The organism is Rhodococcus sp. NPDC003383 (assembly GCF_053589115.1).
The window spans coordinates 120,157-135,907 of the sequence record NZ_JBSFRG010000015.1 but is presented as its reverse complement, the minus strand read 5'-3'; the positions used below and the strand labels follow the sequence as shown (position 1 = coordinate 135,907).

20 protein-coding genes are annotated in these 15,751 nt (G+C 67.5%); 12 read left to right on the top strand and 8 right to left on the bottom strand.

Annotation, left to right across the window (positions count from 1 at the left end):
- Positions 1–140 precede the first annotated feature (140 nt).
- From ACWDTS_RS15370 to ACWDTS_RS15360, 3 genes are all read right to left on the bottom strand, one after another.
- Complete coding sequence (locus ACWDTS_RS15370; RefSeq protein ID WP_197252338.1) at positions 141–410, bottom strand: GlsB/YeaQ/YmgE family stress response membrane protein; 270 nt, start codon at positions 408–410, stop codon at positions 141–143.
- Positions 411–515: 105 nt separating this feature from the next.
- Positions 516–758: a hypothetical protein gene (locus tag ACWDTS_RS15365; RefSeq protein ID WP_248675568.1), complete on the bottom strand. Its 243-nt coding sequence runs from the start codon at positions 756–758 to the stop codon at positions 516–518.
- Between the two features lie 115 nt (positions 759–873).
- On the bottom strand, positions 874–1,185 hold the full coding sequence (locus ACWDTS_RS15360; protein WP_197252340.1) for a WhiB family transcriptional regulator: 312 nt from the start codon (positions 1,183–1,185) through the stop codon (positions 874–876).
- Positions 1,186–1,387: 202 nt separating this feature from the next.
- Between ACWDTS_RS15360 and ACWDTS_RS15355 the strand changes: the two genes are divergently transcribed.
- From ACWDTS_RS15355 to ACWDTS_RS15345, 3 genes are all read left to right on the top strand, one after another.
- Positions 1,388–1,753 (top strand): anti-sigma factor antagonist, encoded by a 366-nt coding sequence (locus ACWDTS_RS15355; RefSeq protein ID WP_248675567.1) that lies wholly within the window; start codon positions 1,388–1,390, stop codon positions 1,751–1,753.
- A 20-nt stretch (positions 1,754–1,773) separates the two neighbouring features.
- A complete protein-coding gene (locus tag ACWDTS_RS15350) occupies positions 1,774–2,181 on the top strand; it encodes an ATP-binding protein (protein ID WP_248675566.1) in 408 nt (135 codons plus the stop codon).
- A gap of 89 nt (positions 2,182–2,270) precedes the next feature.
- Positions 2,271–2,702: a hypothetical protein gene (locus ACWDTS_RS15345; protein WP_197252343.1), complete on the top strand. Its 432-nt coding sequence runs from the start codon at positions 2,271–2,273 to the stop codon at positions 2,700–2,702.
- Here ACWDTS_RS15345 and ACWDTS_RS15340 read toward each other — a convergent pair.
- Positions 2,683–3,057, bottom strand: coding sequence for a MerR family transcriptional regulator (locus ACWDTS_RS15340; RefSeq protein WP_197252344.1), 375 nt, complete (start codon positions 3,055–3,057; stop codon positions 2,683–2,685). The two genes, ACWDTS_RS15345 and ACWDTS_RS15340, sit on opposite strands and share 20 nt — an antisense overlap.
- 145 nt (positions 3,058–3,202) lie before the next feature.
- Between ACWDTS_RS15340 and ACWDTS_RS15335 the strand changes: the two genes are divergently transcribed.
- The 7 genes from ACWDTS_RS15335 (at position 3,203) to ACWDTS_RS15305 (ending at position 8,014) form a co-directional block, all read left to right on the top strand.
- A complete protein-coding gene (locus ACWDTS_RS15335; protein WP_197252345.1) occupies positions 3,203–3,622 on the top strand; it encodes an Hsp20/alpha crystallin family protein in 420 nt (139 codons plus the stop codon).
- A 593-nt stretch (positions 3,623–4,215) separates the two neighbouring features.
- The gene (locus ACWDTS_RS15330) at positions 4,216–4,377 is read left to right on the top strand and encodes a hypothetical protein (protein WP_197252346.1); all 162 of its coding nucleotides are present in this window, start codon (positions 4,216–4,218) and stop codon (positions 4,375–4,377) included.
- A gap of 29 nt (positions 4,378–4,406) precedes the next feature.
- Positions 4,407–4,766, top strand: a complete 360-nt coding sequence (locus tag ACWDTS_RS15325) for an anti-sigma factor antagonist (RefSeq protein WP_450118528.1) — start codon at positions 4,407–4,409, stop codon at positions 4,764–4,766.
- A complete protein-coding gene (locus ACWDTS_RS15320) occupies positions 4,763–5,257 on the top strand; it encodes an ATP-binding protein (protein WP_450118527.1) in 495 nt (164 codons plus the stop codon). Before ACWDTS_RS15325 ends, ACWDTS_RS15320 begins: the two co-directional genes overlap by 4 nt.
- Positions 5,254–5,697, top strand: coding sequence for an anti-sigma factor (locus tag ACWDTS_RS15315; protein ID WP_450118526.1), 444 nt, complete (start codon positions 5,254–5,256; stop codon positions 5,695–5,697). Before ACWDTS_RS15320 ends, ACWDTS_RS15315 begins: the two co-directional genes overlap by 4 nt.
- Positions 5,694–6,512: a SigB/SigF/SigG family RNA polymerase sigma factor gene (locus tag ACWDTS_RS15310; protein ID WP_450118525.1), complete on the top strand. Its 819-nt coding sequence runs from the start codon at positions 5,694–5,696 to the stop codon at positions 6,510–6,512. The genes ACWDTS_RS15315 and ACWDTS_RS15310 overlap by 4 nt, the downstream gene beginning before the upstream one ends.
- A gap of 77 nt (positions 6,513–6,589) precedes the next feature.
- Positions 6,590–8,014, top strand: a complete 1,425-nt coding sequence (locus tag ACWDTS_RS15305) for an alpha,alpha-trehalose-phosphate synthase (UDP-forming) (protein ID WP_450118524.1) — start codon at positions 6,590–6,592, stop codon at positions 8,012–8,014.
- A 25-nt stretch (positions 8,015–8,039) separates the two neighbouring features.
- Here the strand turns inward: ACWDTS_RS15305 and ACWDTS_RS15300 are convergent, their stop codons facing one another.
- The 4 genes from ACWDTS_RS15300 to ACWDTS_RS15285 all read right to left on the bottom strand — a co-directional run bounded on the left by ACWDTS_RS15300 (position 8,040) and on the right by ACWDTS_RS15285 (position 13,477).
- The gene (locus ACWDTS_RS15300; protein ID WP_197252350.1) at positions 8,040–8,480 is read right to left on the bottom strand and encodes a response regulator; all 441 of its coding nucleotides are present in this window, start codon (positions 8,478–8,480) and stop codon (positions 8,040–8,042) included.
- Positions 8,477–10,009, bottom strand: coding sequence for a sensor histidine kinase (locus tag ACWDTS_RS15295; RefSeq protein ID WP_450118536.1), 1,533 nt, complete (start codon positions 10,007–10,009; stop codon positions 8,477–8,479). Before ACWDTS_RS15295 ends, ACWDTS_RS15300 begins: the two co-directional genes overlap by 4 nt.
- 74 nt (positions 10,010–10,083) lie before the next feature.
- Positions 10,084–11,289 (bottom strand): PP2C family protein-serine/threonine phosphatase, encoded by a 1,206-nt coding sequence (locus tag ACWDTS_RS15290; protein ID WP_248675562.1) that lies wholly within the window; start codon positions 11,287–11,289, stop codon positions 10,084–10,086.
- Positions 11,290–11,365: 76 nt separating this feature from the next.
- Positions 11,366–13,477, bottom strand: a complete 2,112-nt coding sequence (locus ACWDTS_RS15285; RefSeq protein ID WP_450118523.1) for an MMPL family transporter — start codon at positions 13,475–13,477, stop codon at positions 11,366–11,368.
- A 144-nt stretch (positions 13,478–13,621) separates the two neighbouring features.
- Between ACWDTS_RS15285 and ACWDTS_RS15280 the strand changes: the two genes are divergently transcribed.
- A complete protein-coding gene (locus tag ACWDTS_RS15280; protein WP_450118522.1) occupies positions 13,622–14,416 on the top strand; it encodes a putative protein N(5)-glutamine methyltransferase in 795 nt (264 codons plus the stop codon).
- A gap of 199 nt (positions 14,417–14,615) precedes the next feature.
- Positions 14,616–15,719, top strand: a complete 1,104-nt coding sequence (locus tag ACWDTS_RS15275; protein WP_450109055.1) for a flavin-containing monooxygenase — start codon at positions 14,616–14,618, stop codon at positions 15,717–15,719.
- Positions 15,720–15,751 lie beyond the last annotated feature (32 nt).

Sequence of the window (15,751 nt, the reverse complement as noted above, 5' to 3'; positions counted from 1 at the left end):
ATATCTTGTTTTTTGTTTATTGTTTGCTCATATTGCTCGGCGATATGTGTTTGAAAACCCTGCCGACCCCCCCCCCGGGGGGGGGGGGGCCCGCGCGCCCCCCCCCACCCCGGGGGAGTACCGGAGTTACCGGCCCTCGGTCAGACCCGGCTGCGGCCGGTCACGAGCTTGACGAGGAACAGGAGGATGCACGCACCGGCCAGGCAGGTGACGAAGCTGAACAGCCAGCCACCGCTCTCGACGTCGGCGCCGAGGAGGCTGAAGATCCAGCCGCCGATCAGGCCGCCGATGATGCCGACGACGATGTTGAGCAGGATGCCCTGCTGGGCGTCGGTACCCATCAGTTTCGAACCGATCCAGCCGGCGAGGCCGCCGATGATGATCCAAGCGATGATGCTCATTGACAACATAGCGTCGAGTCTCCTTTTTCCGTTATCGGTGTCGCGTCGGGGATTCCCCGGTAGAAGCGTCGATATACCTTGTGCTGCAATATATTTCGAGTTGCATTCAGGGGGTCACCCGCCGATCATCACCGATGCGGTGAGGATGCCTCCGGCGGTGGCGAGCGCGACCAGGGCGCCGAGGGGTGCCGAGTGGGTGAGAACGGCGGCCGGGATTCCCGTCACGCCGATGCCGGCGAGAGCGAGGGAACCCGAGAAGCCGATGGGGTGATCTGCGAGGCGGGTGGGGGATCCGTCCGGGGTTTCGAGGTCGTTCCCGCGTGAGGTGATCGGGCGTCCGGCGATATCGGCGTGCATAGTCGTCCTCTCCTGCACGGCGCTCGTGCGCCATCGGGGGCGTACCTGCTGTGTGACCGGAGGATGCCCGTTGCGTGACGGATCGATACCTGTGGGAAGGCCGATGCGTTCGAGTTCAGGCGGATGCCGGGCGTAGTGCCCGACGTTCCGTCTCGGACAGTCCGCCCCACACGCCGTGCGGTTCCCGGACGGCGAGTGCGTGATTCAGGCAGGCCACTCGCACCGGGCAGCTGATGCACACGGTCTTCGCGGCGATCTCGCGGCGGCGGCGCTCACGGCGGGACTCGCCGGTCGGCGCGAAGAACACTGCCGAGTCCGTGCCGCGGCAGGCCGCACGCAGCTGCCATTCCCACTCGCTTTCGACGGGACGCAGACGGGGATTTCGATACTGTCCGATTCGCTTGCTGCGCCCGGTGTTCTCGGCCATTTCCATACCTCCGGCTCGATGGGGAAATCGAAATTCGCTTTCGAACAGGTGATTACTTCTAGGCCACTCTGCGCAGGCGTGTCAAGCTCGAAAAAACAGGTTTGAAGTGCGAAAACAGGGGTACGGACCCGTCGCCGAATTTCGATGTGTGGAATGGTTGCGAGCGGGGTAATCGGGGATGATCACGTGTAGCCTTCAGCGAATGGAATACCCGGATGTTGCACCCGAATCGCATCTCGGACTCGACGTGGAGCTCACCGACAGTGTGGTCGTGCTGCACGTGAGTGGGGAGATCGACGTAGTGACCGCGCCGGCGTTCGAGCAGAAGCTCGCCGAGTTGGCCTCGGTGCCCGATACCTCGGCACTGTTGGTCGATCTGCTCGGCGTCCGGTTCCTCTCCTCCGCGGGCCTGGCGGTGCTGATGCGCACAGCCGACGAACTCGAGGGCCGTTCCCGGTTCCTGATCGCCGCCACCGGCCCGGCCACCGCGCGGCCGATGACGCTCGTGGGAATGGCCGAGACCCTCGAGATCTTCCCGACGGTCGAAGCGGCACTGACGACGGTATGAACGAGTGCGAAAGGCGGGTCGTGGGGGCTACGGCGGATCGGAACCTGGTGATCGAAGGCGAACGCGCCGACCCGCACGTGCTCGCGACGGTGCGTCGCCGACTCGCGGAATTCGCGCGGGGGATCGGGTTGCCGCCGGACACCACCGGCGATGTTCTGCTGGCCACCTACGAGGCGCTGGCGAACATCGTCGAACATGCCTATCCGACCGGCGACGCGGGCACGTTCGATCTCGTCGTCGAACACAGTGACGAGGACGCAGCGCTTACCGTCACCGTCGTCGATCGAGGGTCCTGGAAACCGGAGAGCGACAACAGAATGACGAGGCGCGGCCAGGGACTCCGGCTGATGAAGGCCCTCAGTGACTCCGTGTGGGTCGACCGTCGAGACGAGGGAACGCAGATCCGGATGCAGTGGAACTACAGGTAGGCCCACCGGTCCCGGCGAGGCCGATGCGGGGCGGTTGAGACGGGCGGCGGCGGGGTACGAGTTCACATATTCCGACTCGAGGAGGGCCCATGAAGAAGATCATCGCTGCTGCACTGGTCGCATCCGGAGCCGTACTGTCCCTGGCCGCCTGCAGCGACGACGACTCCGACTCCGCTTCGGTCACCACCGACAACTCCGTCGAAATGCAGACGCCCACGGAGGAAGAGACCACCGCCGACGAGACCACGGTGACGTCCACGGACGAGCTGGGCGCATTCGACCAGGCCAAACTGAGTGCCTTCGTCGTCGCGTTCCGCACGGGCTACTCGGACCTGTCGGAGAACCGGGACGACGCCAGCATCGAGAACATCGTGATCACCTCGTGCAACGATCTGGCGAGCGGCGCCGACGAACAGCAGGTCACGCAGCAGATCATGACGCTCGCCGCCAACAACGACGTGCAGCCGACTGCCGAGCAGGCCGAGCAGATCTACGACCTGGTCACGCCTGCCTGTCCCTGACCTTCGGTTTTGCCTCGGCCGCGCGGCCGTCTCCGCTCACGTTCGCTTCGTGACGGGCTCGGAGGCGGTCGCGTTCTGCCGTGAGTGCGGTGTTCGCGTCCTCGAGTTCGAGAATGCGCGCGATTCCGGCGAGATTGATGCCCTGGGAAACCAGCGCGACGATCCGTTCCAGCCGGGCGAGGTCGTCCCCGCTGTAGCGGCGGGTTCCGCCGGCGCTGCGAGCCGGGGTGACCAGGCCGTGCTGTTCGTACAGCCGCAGGGTCTGGACTCCCACTCCGGCCAACTCGGCCGCGACCGAGATTGCATACACCGCCTGGGACGAACCGGGCAGGTGGTCGCGTCGATCCGAGTCCATGACATTCCTTTCTGATCGGATGTCAGATTACCTGATTTCCTCCCTTGCACTCTTCTCTCATCAGTGGTACATAATATCTATGTCAGATGACATAGGTTATCTGAGTTCCTTCAACTGAGAATGGAGTGAACCGGAGGTGGCGACCATGTTGATGCGCACCGATCCCTTCCGCGAGCTGGACCGCCTGACCCAGCAGGTATTCGGTACGCCGGCGCGCCCGGCGGTCATGCCGATGGATGCTTGGCGGGAAGGTGACGAATTCTTCGTGGAGTTCGATCTGCCGGGTATCGACGCGGACTCCCTCGATCTCGACGTCGAACGCAACGTGGTCACCGTGCGGGCGTCGCGTCCCGAGCTGGATCAGGGACGCACCATGATCGCCGCAGAACGCACGCGCGGTGTCTTCAGCCGGCAGCTGTTCCTCGGGGAGAATCTCGACACCGACCGGATTCGCGCGGAATATCGTGACGGCGTGCTGCGACTGACGATCCCGGTGGCCGAGCAGGCGAAGCCCCGCAAGATCGAGATCGCGCGGGAAACCGAGCGCCAGGCGATCAGCGCCTGATCGCCCCCGGTTGCTTCGGGAGATCCGATGACGACCGTTGCAGTTCTTGATCTGTCATCGCTCGACAACCGGTTGCTCGTGCCCGACCTGGATCTTTCCGGGTTGTTCGGTGAGATCGAGACCTTCGGCCGAGAGATCCCGGCACCGCCGGAACGATCCATGGGTGTGTCCACCGCACTGCGGGATCGCGGCGGGGAAACCGGATTGCGGTATTCCCCCGTCCTGCAGGGCAGACGACCGAGAGGGATACCACCCACCCAGCGCAGCCCTCCGGAGGGGCGGAGGCCTCCGGCCCGTAGCGAAGGCGTCGGTGCCGAAGGCCTCCACCCCGAAGCGGAGCGCCGTCATCGCTCGACCGAGAGTGAGGTGATGCCAGTCGCCGGCCAATGCGTACCTCATCCGTTTTGCCTCTCCTCCGACGGGTGGGCCCGGACGACATCGTGTCTCCGGGCCCACCCGATTTTTGTGCCGGAGCGCCATCGTGCGGCCGGGGCACCGGAGCGAGGAAACGGAAATTTCCGAAAAAGGAGGAATGAGTGGCCCGGAATGTGGGTATCAGGGGGCGTTGCTGTGACACAGAAGGGAGGCGAACGATGCAGACGAGGCAGGGGAAGGCGCCGTGGAAGACCGCTCGTAAGTCGGTCGTGAAGAGCATGTACGCGCTGTACGGGATCTCGTACTTCCGCGGTCACGGTCCGGAAGCGGGTGCGCGGGCGCGCACGGAACAAGCAGGAGGGGCGATCTCGTGGGCGTAGCGGATCCCGAAAAGGTAGCGACCGGCGACATGCCCGAAATCACGCCGGGCTCGCAGCTGAGGCTCGATGTCGACTTCACCGAGGGCGTCGCGGTGCTGCACGCCGCCGGCGAGATCGATGTCGTCACCGCACCGGCGTTCGAACGGAAGCTGACCGAGTTGGCCGCGTTGTGCGGTACATCCACACTGGTGGCCGACCTGCTCGATGTCCAGTTCCTCTCGTCGGCCGGGCTCGCGGTGCTCATGCGCACCGCCGACGAACTCGAGGGCAGATCCCGGTTCCTGATCGTCGCCGACGGTCCGGCGACCGCGCGGCCGATGGTCCTGGTGGGGCTGTCCGAGACCCTGGAGATCTTCCCGACCGTCGAAGCTGCCTTATCGACCGTATGAGCTACCAGGGACGACAGGCTGCACCACCGGCGTCGGTGAACACCGGCGGCGAATATCGATGCCTCCGCCTCGACGGGCTTCCCGCCGACCTGACCGCGCTCGCCCCGATCCGGCACCGGTTGGCGCAGTTCGCCCACGAGATCGGCCTCCCGGCGGACACGACCGGCGACATGCTGCTGGCGACCTACGAAGCGCTGGCCAACGTCGCCGAGCACGCGTATCCACCGGGAGAGCCGGGCACCTACGATCTGTGTGCGGTCGATCGTCCCGACGAAGGCGTTCTGACGGTCTCGATCGTCGATCGCGGCTCGTGGAAACCGCAGGCCGACACCAGCCGTACGCGTCGCGGGCGGGGCATCCGCCTGATGCACGCCTGCAGCGACAGCGCCCGCGTCGAAACGGGCGACGAAGGAACCCGAATTCATCTGCAGTGGAACTACGGGACGGACCGCACTTCCCTGCCCGAGTCAGAACAGCAGGTAGAACCTTGACACAGACCGCATCTCATCCGATGCCGTCCGCCCCCGAACCGGAGCCGGGCGGCGCCGGGATTCCGACGACCTTGTCGGTGCCTGCGCTGCACGCTCGGCTGCCCGTCGTCCGCATGCTCACCGAGATGGTGGCGATGCACAGCGGCTGCACCCTCGACCAGGTCTCCGATCTCAAGCTGGCGGTCGACCAGATCTGCACGCTCCTCATCGACGCGGCCGCACCCGCGAGCGAGATCACCTGCCGATTCCACGGGGGTCGCGAGGTGTTCGACATCGAGGTCACCGCGACGACCGTGCGACCCTGGCGACCGGCATCCGACAGTCTCGACTGGCGGATCGTGGAACTGCTCGCGGACACCGTCTCGGCGAGCGAAACGCCTTCGCCGAACGGGGAAACCGCGGAATCGAGGGTGAAGCTGAGCATCGGGATGCCGACATGACGCTGGCCGACATCGATTCTCCCCCTGCCGGAGCCGGGCCGGCGAACAACCGAAGAATCGACGAAGCGGAACTCGCGGAGCTGTTCGTCGCCCTGCGTGCATGCACCCCCGGTTCCGCCGAGGCCACCGCCCTTCACGAGAAGATCGTTACGGCCGCGATGCCGTTGGCGCAGAACATCGCTCAGCGATTCGCCGGCCGCGGTGAGGACATCGACGATCTGAACCAGGTCGCGTATGTGGGCCTGCTCCAGGCGATCGACCGGTTCGACGCCGAGAAGGGGCGGGGTTTCGCCGCGTACGCGGTTCCCACCGTCATGGGCGAGATCCGTCGCTACTTCCGCGACCACGCCTGGTCCACGCGCGTACCGCGGCGGCTCAAGGACCTGACCGTGTCCATCAACAAGGTCACCGACGACCTCTCGCAACGTCTGGGCCGGTCACCGACGGCAGCGGAGATCGCGGCAGAGGTCGGTGCCGGCACCGGTGAGGTCATCGAGGCGCTTGCCGCCCGTAGTGCATATCAGCCCGCCTCCCTGGACACGCCCCTCGATCTGTCCGACGACGGTTCGGGTGCGACGCTGGCGGACACGCTCGGCGAGGAGGACGAGCAGCTCGCGAAGTCCGAGCGCTATCTCCTCCTGAAACCGCTGCTCGAGCGCGTCCCGGAGCGCGAGCGGCACATCCTGATGCTGCGGTTCTTCGAAGAGAAGAGCCAGTCGGAGATCGCGCGGGAGATCGGTGTCTCCCAGGTGCACGTCTCCCGGTTGCTGGCCCGGACCCTGGCGGAGATGAGGTCCCGGCTGGCCGAGGAGTAGGGCGACCGCCCGGTTCGGATGGGCCGGGCGAGGGTACCCACGTCACCGAAGAATGCGCTGTTCCCACGGAGGCTGTCGTGACCGCTCACTCGCACCGCGACGAATCGGACTTCGTCGTGGTGGCCAACCGTCTTCCGGTCGACCTGGAGGAACAGCCCGACGGGTCGAGAGTGTGGCGGCGCAGTCCCGGTGGCCTCGTGACGGCCCTCGAGCCGGTCCTCCGGAGCCGCAACGGGACCTGGGTGGGATGGCCCGGTGCCTCGAAAGGGGAGATCGAGCCGTTCGTCCTCGACGGGCTGCGGATGCACCCGATCCATCTGAGCAAGGACGAGGTCGAGGGCTACTACCACCGATTCTCGAACAGCACGCTGTGGCCGCTGTACCACGACGTCGTGGTCAAACCGACCTTCGACCGCAGCTGGTGGGGCACCTATCGGGAGGTGAACCTCCGATTCGCCGAAGCCACGGCGCGCGCGGCCGCACCCGGAGCCACGGTGTGGGTGCACGACTACCAGCTTCAACTGGTGCCCGCGATGCTCCGGGAGCTGCGACCGGATCTCGAGATCGGCTTCTTCCTGCACATCCCGTTCCCCCCGTCCGAGCTCTTCGCGCAACTGCCGTGGCGTGTCGGCGTGCTGCAGGGAATGCTCGGCGCCGATCTGGTCGGATTCCATCTGCCCGGGGGCGCGGAGAACTTCCTGGCGCTCGCCCACCGGCTGCTCGGTCTCGAGACCCGGCCGATCCGCGACGGTCTGGGCAGTGTGGACTGCGGCGACCGGACCGTGCGGGTGGGCGCATTCCCCATCTCCATCGATTCGGCGGAACTCGTGGAGCAGGCACGCAGCGAGAAGATCCGTGCCCGGGCCGCCGAGATCCGGGAGGAACTCGGGGACCCCGAGCACCTTCTCCTGGGGGTGGACCGCCTGGACTACACGAAGGGCATCGATCTGCGCCTGCAGGCGATCGGCGAGCTCTACGACGACGGTCGGCTCGATCCGGCGAAGCAGGTGATGATCCAGCTCGCCACCCCCAGCCGGGAGCAGGTGGAGCAGTACGCACTGATGCGCGACGCGGTCGAGCTGCAGGTGGGGCGGATCAACGGTGAGCACGGACAGCTGCACCGGCCCCCGGTGCACTATCTCTACCAGCCCGTCGACCGCGAGGAACTGATCGCCCTGTTCGTGGCCGCCGACCTGATGCTCGTCACTCCGTTGCGCGACGGAATGAACCTCGTCGCAAAGGAATACGCGGCATGTCATGCGGACGGCACCGGGGCGCTCGTGCTGAGCGAATTCACCGGTGCCGCACACGAACTGCATCAGGCGTACCTGGTCAATCCGCACGACCTCGACATGGTCGGGGACACCATCGTCGAGGCGCTCGGCGCCGATCCGGCGGAGCGCAAGGAGCGGATGGCCGCCCTGCACGAGCAGGTGGTCGAGAACGACGTCCATCGTTGGGCGGCAAGGTTCCTCGACACCTTGAAGCGATCCGGGGATTGACGGCCCGAGCGATCGCCGGGACCGCTCAGCGCCGGGGCAGGCGCACGACCTGGACGAAGAAGTTGTCGATCTGCCGCACCGCCGCGATGAACTGGTCCAGATCGACCGGCTTCGTGACGTACGCATTGGCGTGGAGTTTGTAACTCCTCACGATGTCCTCCTCGGCACCGGACGTGGTGAGGATGACGACCGGGATGTCCGCCAGGTCCGGGTCGGACTTGATCTTCTCGAGGACCTGCCGGCCGTCGTACTTGGGCAGATTCAGATCGAGCAGGATCAGATCGGGCCGGACGGCGTCGGCGTATTCGCCCCTCCGATACAGGAAGTCCAGTGCCTGCTCCCCGTCGCGCACGACGTGCAGCGTGTTGCCGACCTTGTTGAATTCGAAAGCCTCCTGGGTCATCAGGATGTCTCCCGGGTCGTCCTCGACGAGCAGGACGTCGATGGCGTGGCCTGAGGGGCTCATGGGTTCGTTCCTTCGGTCGGTGTGGCAGCGACAGGCTGCACGTCATCGATGGGCGGGTTCTCGGCGACCGGGAGGGTGAAACAGAAGCGGGCGCCGGTATCGGAACCGGGGTCGAGCCGGATCTCGCCACCGTGGTACTCGACGATCTTCTTGCACAGGGACAGCCCGATCCCGGTGCCCGAGTACTCCTCGCGGGCGTGCAGACGCTGGAAGATGACGAAGATCTTCTCCGCGAATTCTTCGGGCACACCGATTCCGTTGTCCTGCACGCATATCCGACACATGTCGCCGTCCTGCTCCGCGGTGATGACAACCCGCGGTTCGGTGTCGGGGCGGCTGAACTTGAGCGCGTTGCCGATCAGGTTCTGCCAGAGCATCGACAACAGGGTCGGGTCCCCGTCGACCTCCGGCAACCGCTCGGGCCGCTCGATCCGTGCGCCGGTGTCCTCGACGACGGCGGCGAGGTTCGCCAGGGCCTTGTCGAGCGGGCGGTCCAGGGGGAGTCGCTCGAATCCGTCACCGACGCGGCCGACCCGGGAGAACGCCAGCAGGTCGTTGATCAGTGCCTGCATCCGGCGCGCGCCGTCGACGGCGAAATCGATGTACTGCCGGCCGCGGTCGTCGAGCACGTCGCCGTAGCGTTTCTCGAGCAACTGGCAGAACGAGGCGACCTTGCGCAGCGGCTCCTGCAGGTCGTGGGACGCGACGTAGGCGAACTGCTCGAGATCCGCGTTGGATCGCCGCAACTCCTCCGCGGTCGCATCGAGCTGGCGGGTCTGCTCCTCGAGCTGCCGCTGACGATCACGGACGACGTCCAGTTCGGCGACGATGCGGCGGCGCATTCCCTCGATGTCGGTCGCGAGGGAACGGATGTCGGCGGGCCCGCGGCCGGCGTCGACCCGATGCTCGAATTCGCCCTGCGCGACCCGGCGTGAGGACGCGGCCAGCCGCGCCAGCGGTTCGGTGACAGCAACGCGCACAAGCACGGCGAAGATGCCTGCCGCGACCACCAGCACGATGGCCAGGGCCGCGTACACGACGTTGCGCATCGTGCGCGCGCGATCGATCTCCGCCCGCGCGTCGTCCACCGCCTCGGTCAGGTGCTGGTTCTGCTGGTCGAAACTCGCGCGGAGCTCGTCGAACAGGTCCCTGCCGCGCTCGTAGAACGCCGGATCGGGTGCCGGAGCGGCGAGCAGGGGTTCCGCGAAGGTGGACTGCCATTCCTGGGCGGTCCGTTCGAGGGCGTCGAGATCGGCGAGCAGGTCGGGCCGGCCCTCGAGCAGTTCCCGGATCCGGTCCTCGGACTGCTGCTCGATCTGCAGGCCGTCCCGATAGGGGGCGAGGAAGGTCTCGTCCGCGGTGAGGGCGTAGCCGCGCACGCCGGTCTCCTGGTTCACCAGCGCACTCTGCAGCTGATAGGCGGCCGAGCGGGCCGGCATGAGGCGGTCCGTCAGGTCGTCGGTGACGCGCGAGTTCGCGCCGAGCGCCGCCGCGCCCGCTGTGGCGCCGGCGATGACGAGCAGCGTCATGATCGCCAGGATCAGGTTGAACCAGGCCTGCACCGTCAGTTTCGTGCCCGCGGCGGCCTGGGGGGTCGGAGTCGTCACGAGCGGCCGTCCTCGCGCGCCCATTGCACGTGCAGGACCGCGACATCGTCGCTCAGCCCGCCGTGCGGTGCCGCGAGCGTTTCCACGTGGGCGATCAAGGAATCTACGAATTTCTCTCCGCTGCAGTCGATTCCGAGTTCGCTGGCGTACTCGAGCAGGCCGTCCTCGCCGAGCCGGTCCAGTTCGCCGACCCTCGCCTCGAACAGTCCGTCGGTGAACAGCACCAGTCCGGTCCGTTCGTCGATCTCGATCGTGGTCTTCCGCCACGTGCCGCTCTGCTTGCGCAGGCCCAGCGCCGGTCCGCCGGGCACCTCGAGCCACTGGACGTCGTCCGGGGTGCGCAACAGGATCCCCGGATGCCCGGCGCGCACCACCTCGATCGAACGGCGGTCGGCGGAGAGGACCACGCTGGTCGCGGTCGCGAAGATGTGCGACCGCGGGCGTTCGGCGACGAGCAGTTGTTCCAGTGTGTTCATCTTCGTCTCGACGTCGACACCACCGAGAACCATTGTGCGCCAGCCTATTCTCAGGTTGACGCCGAGCGCCGCCTCGTCGGCGCCGTGGCCGCAGACGTCGCCGATCAGTACGTGGACGGCGCCGTCACGGGTTTCGACGACATCGTAGAAGTCGCCACCCAGCAGACCGCCGGCCCGGCCGGTCCGGTACCGGGTCACCACATCCACATTTTCGCTGCGCAGCAACGGAACCGGAAGCAGACCGCGTTCGAGCCGGGCGTTCTCGCGGGAGCGCTGTTCACTCGCCTGCAGCGCGGCGGCCGCGTGTTCGGCCCGTTTGCGTTCGATCGCGTAACGCACCGAGCGGGTGAGCAGCTCCGCGTCGACGACACCCTTGATCAGGTAGTCCTGGGCGCCCTCGGCGACCGCGGTGAGCCCGGCCTGTTCCGCGGCGAGGCCCGTCATCACGATCACCGGCACACCGGGCGCGTACTTCTGCACGGCCTCGAGAGCATCGAGACCGTGCGCGTCGGGCAGGTTCAGATCCAGCACGATGCAGTCGGGCCGGGTCGTGCCGAGCCGGGTGCGGGCCTCGTCGAGCGACTGCGCCCAGACGATGCCGAAGTCGATCACCGCGTCCGAGGCCATCTCCTCGACGAGCAGAGCGTCGCCGGGATCGTCCTCGATCAGGAGCAGGGACACCACGGCAGCTTCGGACCTGCCCAAGCCGCCATCGGTGTTCAACACACGTCCTCCTGCGTTCGTCGCGTGACGCCCGCCGGGCCCTTCCGGACCCGGCGGACATGGTGAACCTTTATCGAATCTAGCCGTTGACGGCCGGTACGGGATCGCGAGTTCCCGTCCCGGAGTCCGCCCCGTCCCGCGACGCGAGCTTGCTGGGCCACCAGATCCGCTTGCCGATGTCGATCGTCAGCGCCGGGACCAGCAGCGATCGCACGAGCAGCGCATCGAGGAGCACACCGAAGGCGACGATGAACGCGAGCTGTCCGAGGAACAGCAGCGGGATCACCGCGAGTGCCGAGAACGTGGCGGCCAGCACGACACCGGCCGACGTGATGACGCCGCCGGTCACCGTCAGCGCACGCAGCGTGCCCTCCCGGGTGCCGACCCGTGCGCTCTCCTCACGGACGCGGGTCATGAGGAAGATGTTGTAGTCGATCCCGAGCGCGACGAGGAACACGAACCCGAACAGCGGCACCACCGGGTCCGCGCCGGGGAAGTCGAGCACGTGGTTGAACAGCAGCGACGACACCCCGAGGGTTGCCGCGTACGAAACGATCACGGTGATCATCAGCAGCACCGGCGCGACGATCGCCCGCAGCAGCAGGATCAGGATCAGCAGCACCACCGCCGTGACCACCGGGATGATGACGGTGCGGTCGCGGGTCGCGGTGTCCTTCGTGTCGAGATCGACGGCGGTGGTACCGCCGACGAGGGCCTCCGCCTCCGGAACGGCGTGCACGGCGTCGCGGATGCGTTCGACGGTGTCCTCGGCCTCGAGCGAATCGGCGGGATCGGAGAGCGTGGCCTGCACCGCGATCCGGCCGTCGACGACCGTCGGGGCACCGTCGGGACCGGCCACCGGGGTGACCGTGGTGACGCCCTCGAGGCGAGCGGCCGACGTGACCGCCTCGAGGGCGCCTTCGCGGGCGACGATCACCGTGGGCGAACCGCTGCCGGCATCGAAGTGTTCACCGAGGATCTCCTGACCGGACGACGAATCGGTCTGGAGCAGAAACAGATCCGACGATGCGACACCGCTGGCCTTGAACTGCGGCAGCAGCAGCGCGAACCCGACGAGGACGACGCTGCACACCATCCAGATCGGCCTCGGGTTGGCGCCGACCTTCTGGGCGATCGAATTCCAGAACCGGTGCGCCGACGCGAGATCGCCGCGGTCGGCCTGGGGATCGGCCTTCGGGCGGGACGGCCAGAACGCGGAGCGGCCGAGCAGCACCAGCGCGGCGGGCAGGAACGTCATCGACGCGACGAACGACGCGGCGATACCGATCGCGGCGACCGGTCCGAGACCGCGATTCGAGTTCAGATCCGACAGCAGCAGGCACAGCACACCCGCGATGACCGTCGCGGCGGACGCGGCGATCGGCTCGAGCGTCGACCGCCACGCCGTGCGCATCGCCTCGTACTTGTCCTCCACCGCACGCAGTTCCTCGCGGTATCGCGCGACCAGCAACAGGGCGTAGTCGGTGGCGGCACCGAACACGAGGATGAACAGGATGCCCTGGCTCTGCCCGTTGAGGGCGATCGCGCCGGCGTCCGCGAGCATGTACACCGCGAGGCTGGCCAGAGCGAGCGCGAACACCGCCGAGATGATCACGACGAACGGCAGGATCGGGCTGCGGTAGACCACGAACAGGATCAGCAGCACCACACCACCCGCGACGAGCAGCAGCATCCCGTCGATTCCGGCGAACGCAGCGGACAGGTCGGCGATCTGCCCGGCCGGGCCGGTGACGTGCACGGTCAGCCCGTCCGGCGGGGACGCCAACCGGTCGCGCAGTTCCTCGACCACCTCGCCGACGTCGGTCTCCGCGTCGATCGGCACGATCAGCTGGGCGGCCTGACCGTCCTGCGACGGAATCGGAGGCGGACCCACCGACTCGGCGGCGAGAAACGCCAGGTCGTCGGGGGTGATCCCGGATTCGCGTTCGGCGACGACGATGGCGGGCACCGCGTTCGTGGACGTGAACTCCGCATACAACTGATCCGCGCGGGTCGATTCGGCCGACGCGGGCAGGAACGCGCTGTTGCCGTTCTGCGCGACCTCACTGAGCTTCCCGGCGAACGGACCGCCGCCCCCGGCGATCGCGAGCCACACGAGCAACAGCAGTGCGGGTAGCAACCAGCGGAGTCGCCTCTTCGGGCGCTTCGGTGGTGTCGTCGTGGTCGTCAAGCGTTCCTCCTGAAGTCGGTGGCCCTTCGCCGCGTGAACTATCCTGCCGTGCCCGCGTGGACGAGGGGCATTCGGAGCCGTACCGGCCGCGGATGGGTGTTGCCGGGCTCCCTTTTCGGGACACGAACCGCGTTAGGGTGTGGCGTGGCCGCCACACCGTCCCCGGATCGGTCCCGCACCGACCTGATCGACCGACTGCGCGCGGCCGGGTGCGTGTTCGCCGAGGAAGAAGCGGACCTGCTCGCCGTCGCGGCCCGAAACCCGGAGGAACTGTCCGAACTCGTCGCCCGGCGCGTCGACGGCATGCCGCTCGAGCACGTCCTGGGCTGGGCCGAGTTCTGCGGACTGCGCATCGTGGTCGAGCCGGGGGTCTTCGTGCCGCGTCGCCGCACCGAGTTCCTCACCCGCTGCGCGGCGGAGAAGCTGATGCCCGGCGACGTCGTCGTCGACATGTGCTGCGGTTCGGGTGCGGTCGGGGCGGTGCTGGCTCACTCGGTCGCGGGGATCGGCCTGTACGCCGTCGACGTCGACCCGGTCGCCGTGCGGTGCGCCCGACGCAACATCGAGCGCTTCGGCGGCCGCGTGTTCACCGGCGATCTGTGCGCGCCGCTGCCCGCGTCGATCGCAGGGCGCATCGACGTGCTCGTCGCGAACGCGCCCTATGTGCCGTCGCACGCGGTCGCGTTCATGCCGCCCGAGGCGCGGCTGCACGAACCGCTGGTCGCGCTGGACGGGGGCGGCGACGGGCTCGACGTGCACCGCCGGCTGGCGGCCGAGGCCCCCGGTTGGCTCGCCCCGGGTGGGCGGCTGCTGATGGAGATCGGGGAATCCCAGGTGGACACTGCGATCGCGACCTTCACCGAAGCCGGTCTCGCGGCGACAGTGCGGGTTTCGGAGGAGCACGACGCCACCGTGGTGGTCGGCACCCGTCCGTCGTAGCGTGCCCCGCAGCCGCCGACGGCCCAGACAGGAGCGCGATGCATGCCGCGCGCTGCTGTCTTCTCGGCGCGCCGGTAGCTCCGGCCGGATGAGCTACCCATCCGCCCGGTCGGGAGTTGGGTAATTCGCCCGACGCGGCGGATCGGCCTGCGCTCCTAGCGTGAGAGACGTTCACAGCAGTACTCACTCGGAGGTTCCCATGAACGCCGAACATGTCGAAACCGTCATCATCGGAGCAGGCCAGGCCGGTCTGTCCACGGGTTACCACCTCCGTCGCCGGGGACGGCCGTTCCTGATCGTCGATGCGAGCGACCACATCGGGGACCACTGGCGCAACCAGTGGGACACCCTCCGGCTGTACACCCCGACGAAATACGACAGTCTGCCGGGACTGCGCTTTCCGGGTGGGCCGTGGACGTTCCCCGGCAAGGACGACGTCGCCGCCTACCTGAACTCGTACGCCGAGACGTTCGAGCTGCCGGTCCGCATGCGCACCCGGGTCGAGCGGCTCTCCGCCTCGGACGACGGCTACGTCCTCGACTGCGGGGACCGGAGGATCACCGCCGAGAACGTCGTCGTCGCCACCGGCACCTTCGGACGCACACCGAAGCTGCCGGACTTCGCCGTCGACCTCGATCCGTCCATCCGGCAGCTCCACTCGAGCGAGTACCGCCGTCCCGCGCAGCTCCGGCCCGGGCCGGTCCTCGTCGTCGGCGCCTCCCACTCGGGCACCGACATCGCTTACGAGGTCGCCGCGACCCACCCCACGACCCTCTGCGGCCGGGATTGCGGCCAGCTCCCGGTGCGTCCGGAAAGCCCGGGGTTCCGGGTGGTCTTCCCCGTCATGGTGTTCGTCGCCAAGCATGTGCTCACGCGGCGGACCCCCATCGGGCGCAAGGCGATGCCCGAGATCCGATTCCACGGTGGGCCGATGATCCGGGTCAAGCGGCAGGATCTCCGTGACCGCGGTGTCACGCGCGTGCCCGACCGGATCGTGGGTGTCCAGGACGGCCTTCCGCTACTCGCCGACGGGACCGTCGTCGACGTGACAAATGTGTTGTGGTGCACCGGTTTCCGTCAGGTCTTCGACTGGATCGATCTGCCCGTGTTCGGCGACGACGGCTGGCCGAAGGAAATGCGAGGCGTGGTCGCGGACGCACCGGGTCTGTACTTCTGCGGGCTCTCGTTCCAGTACGGATTCGGGTCGATGGTCCTGCCCGGTGTCGGCTACGACGCCGAGTTCCTGGCCCGGACGATCAGTGCGCGTCGCGCCGAGGCAGCTTCGCAACCCGCCGCTGCCTGACCCCACCGCGCGTATCCTCCGAGATGGAGGAC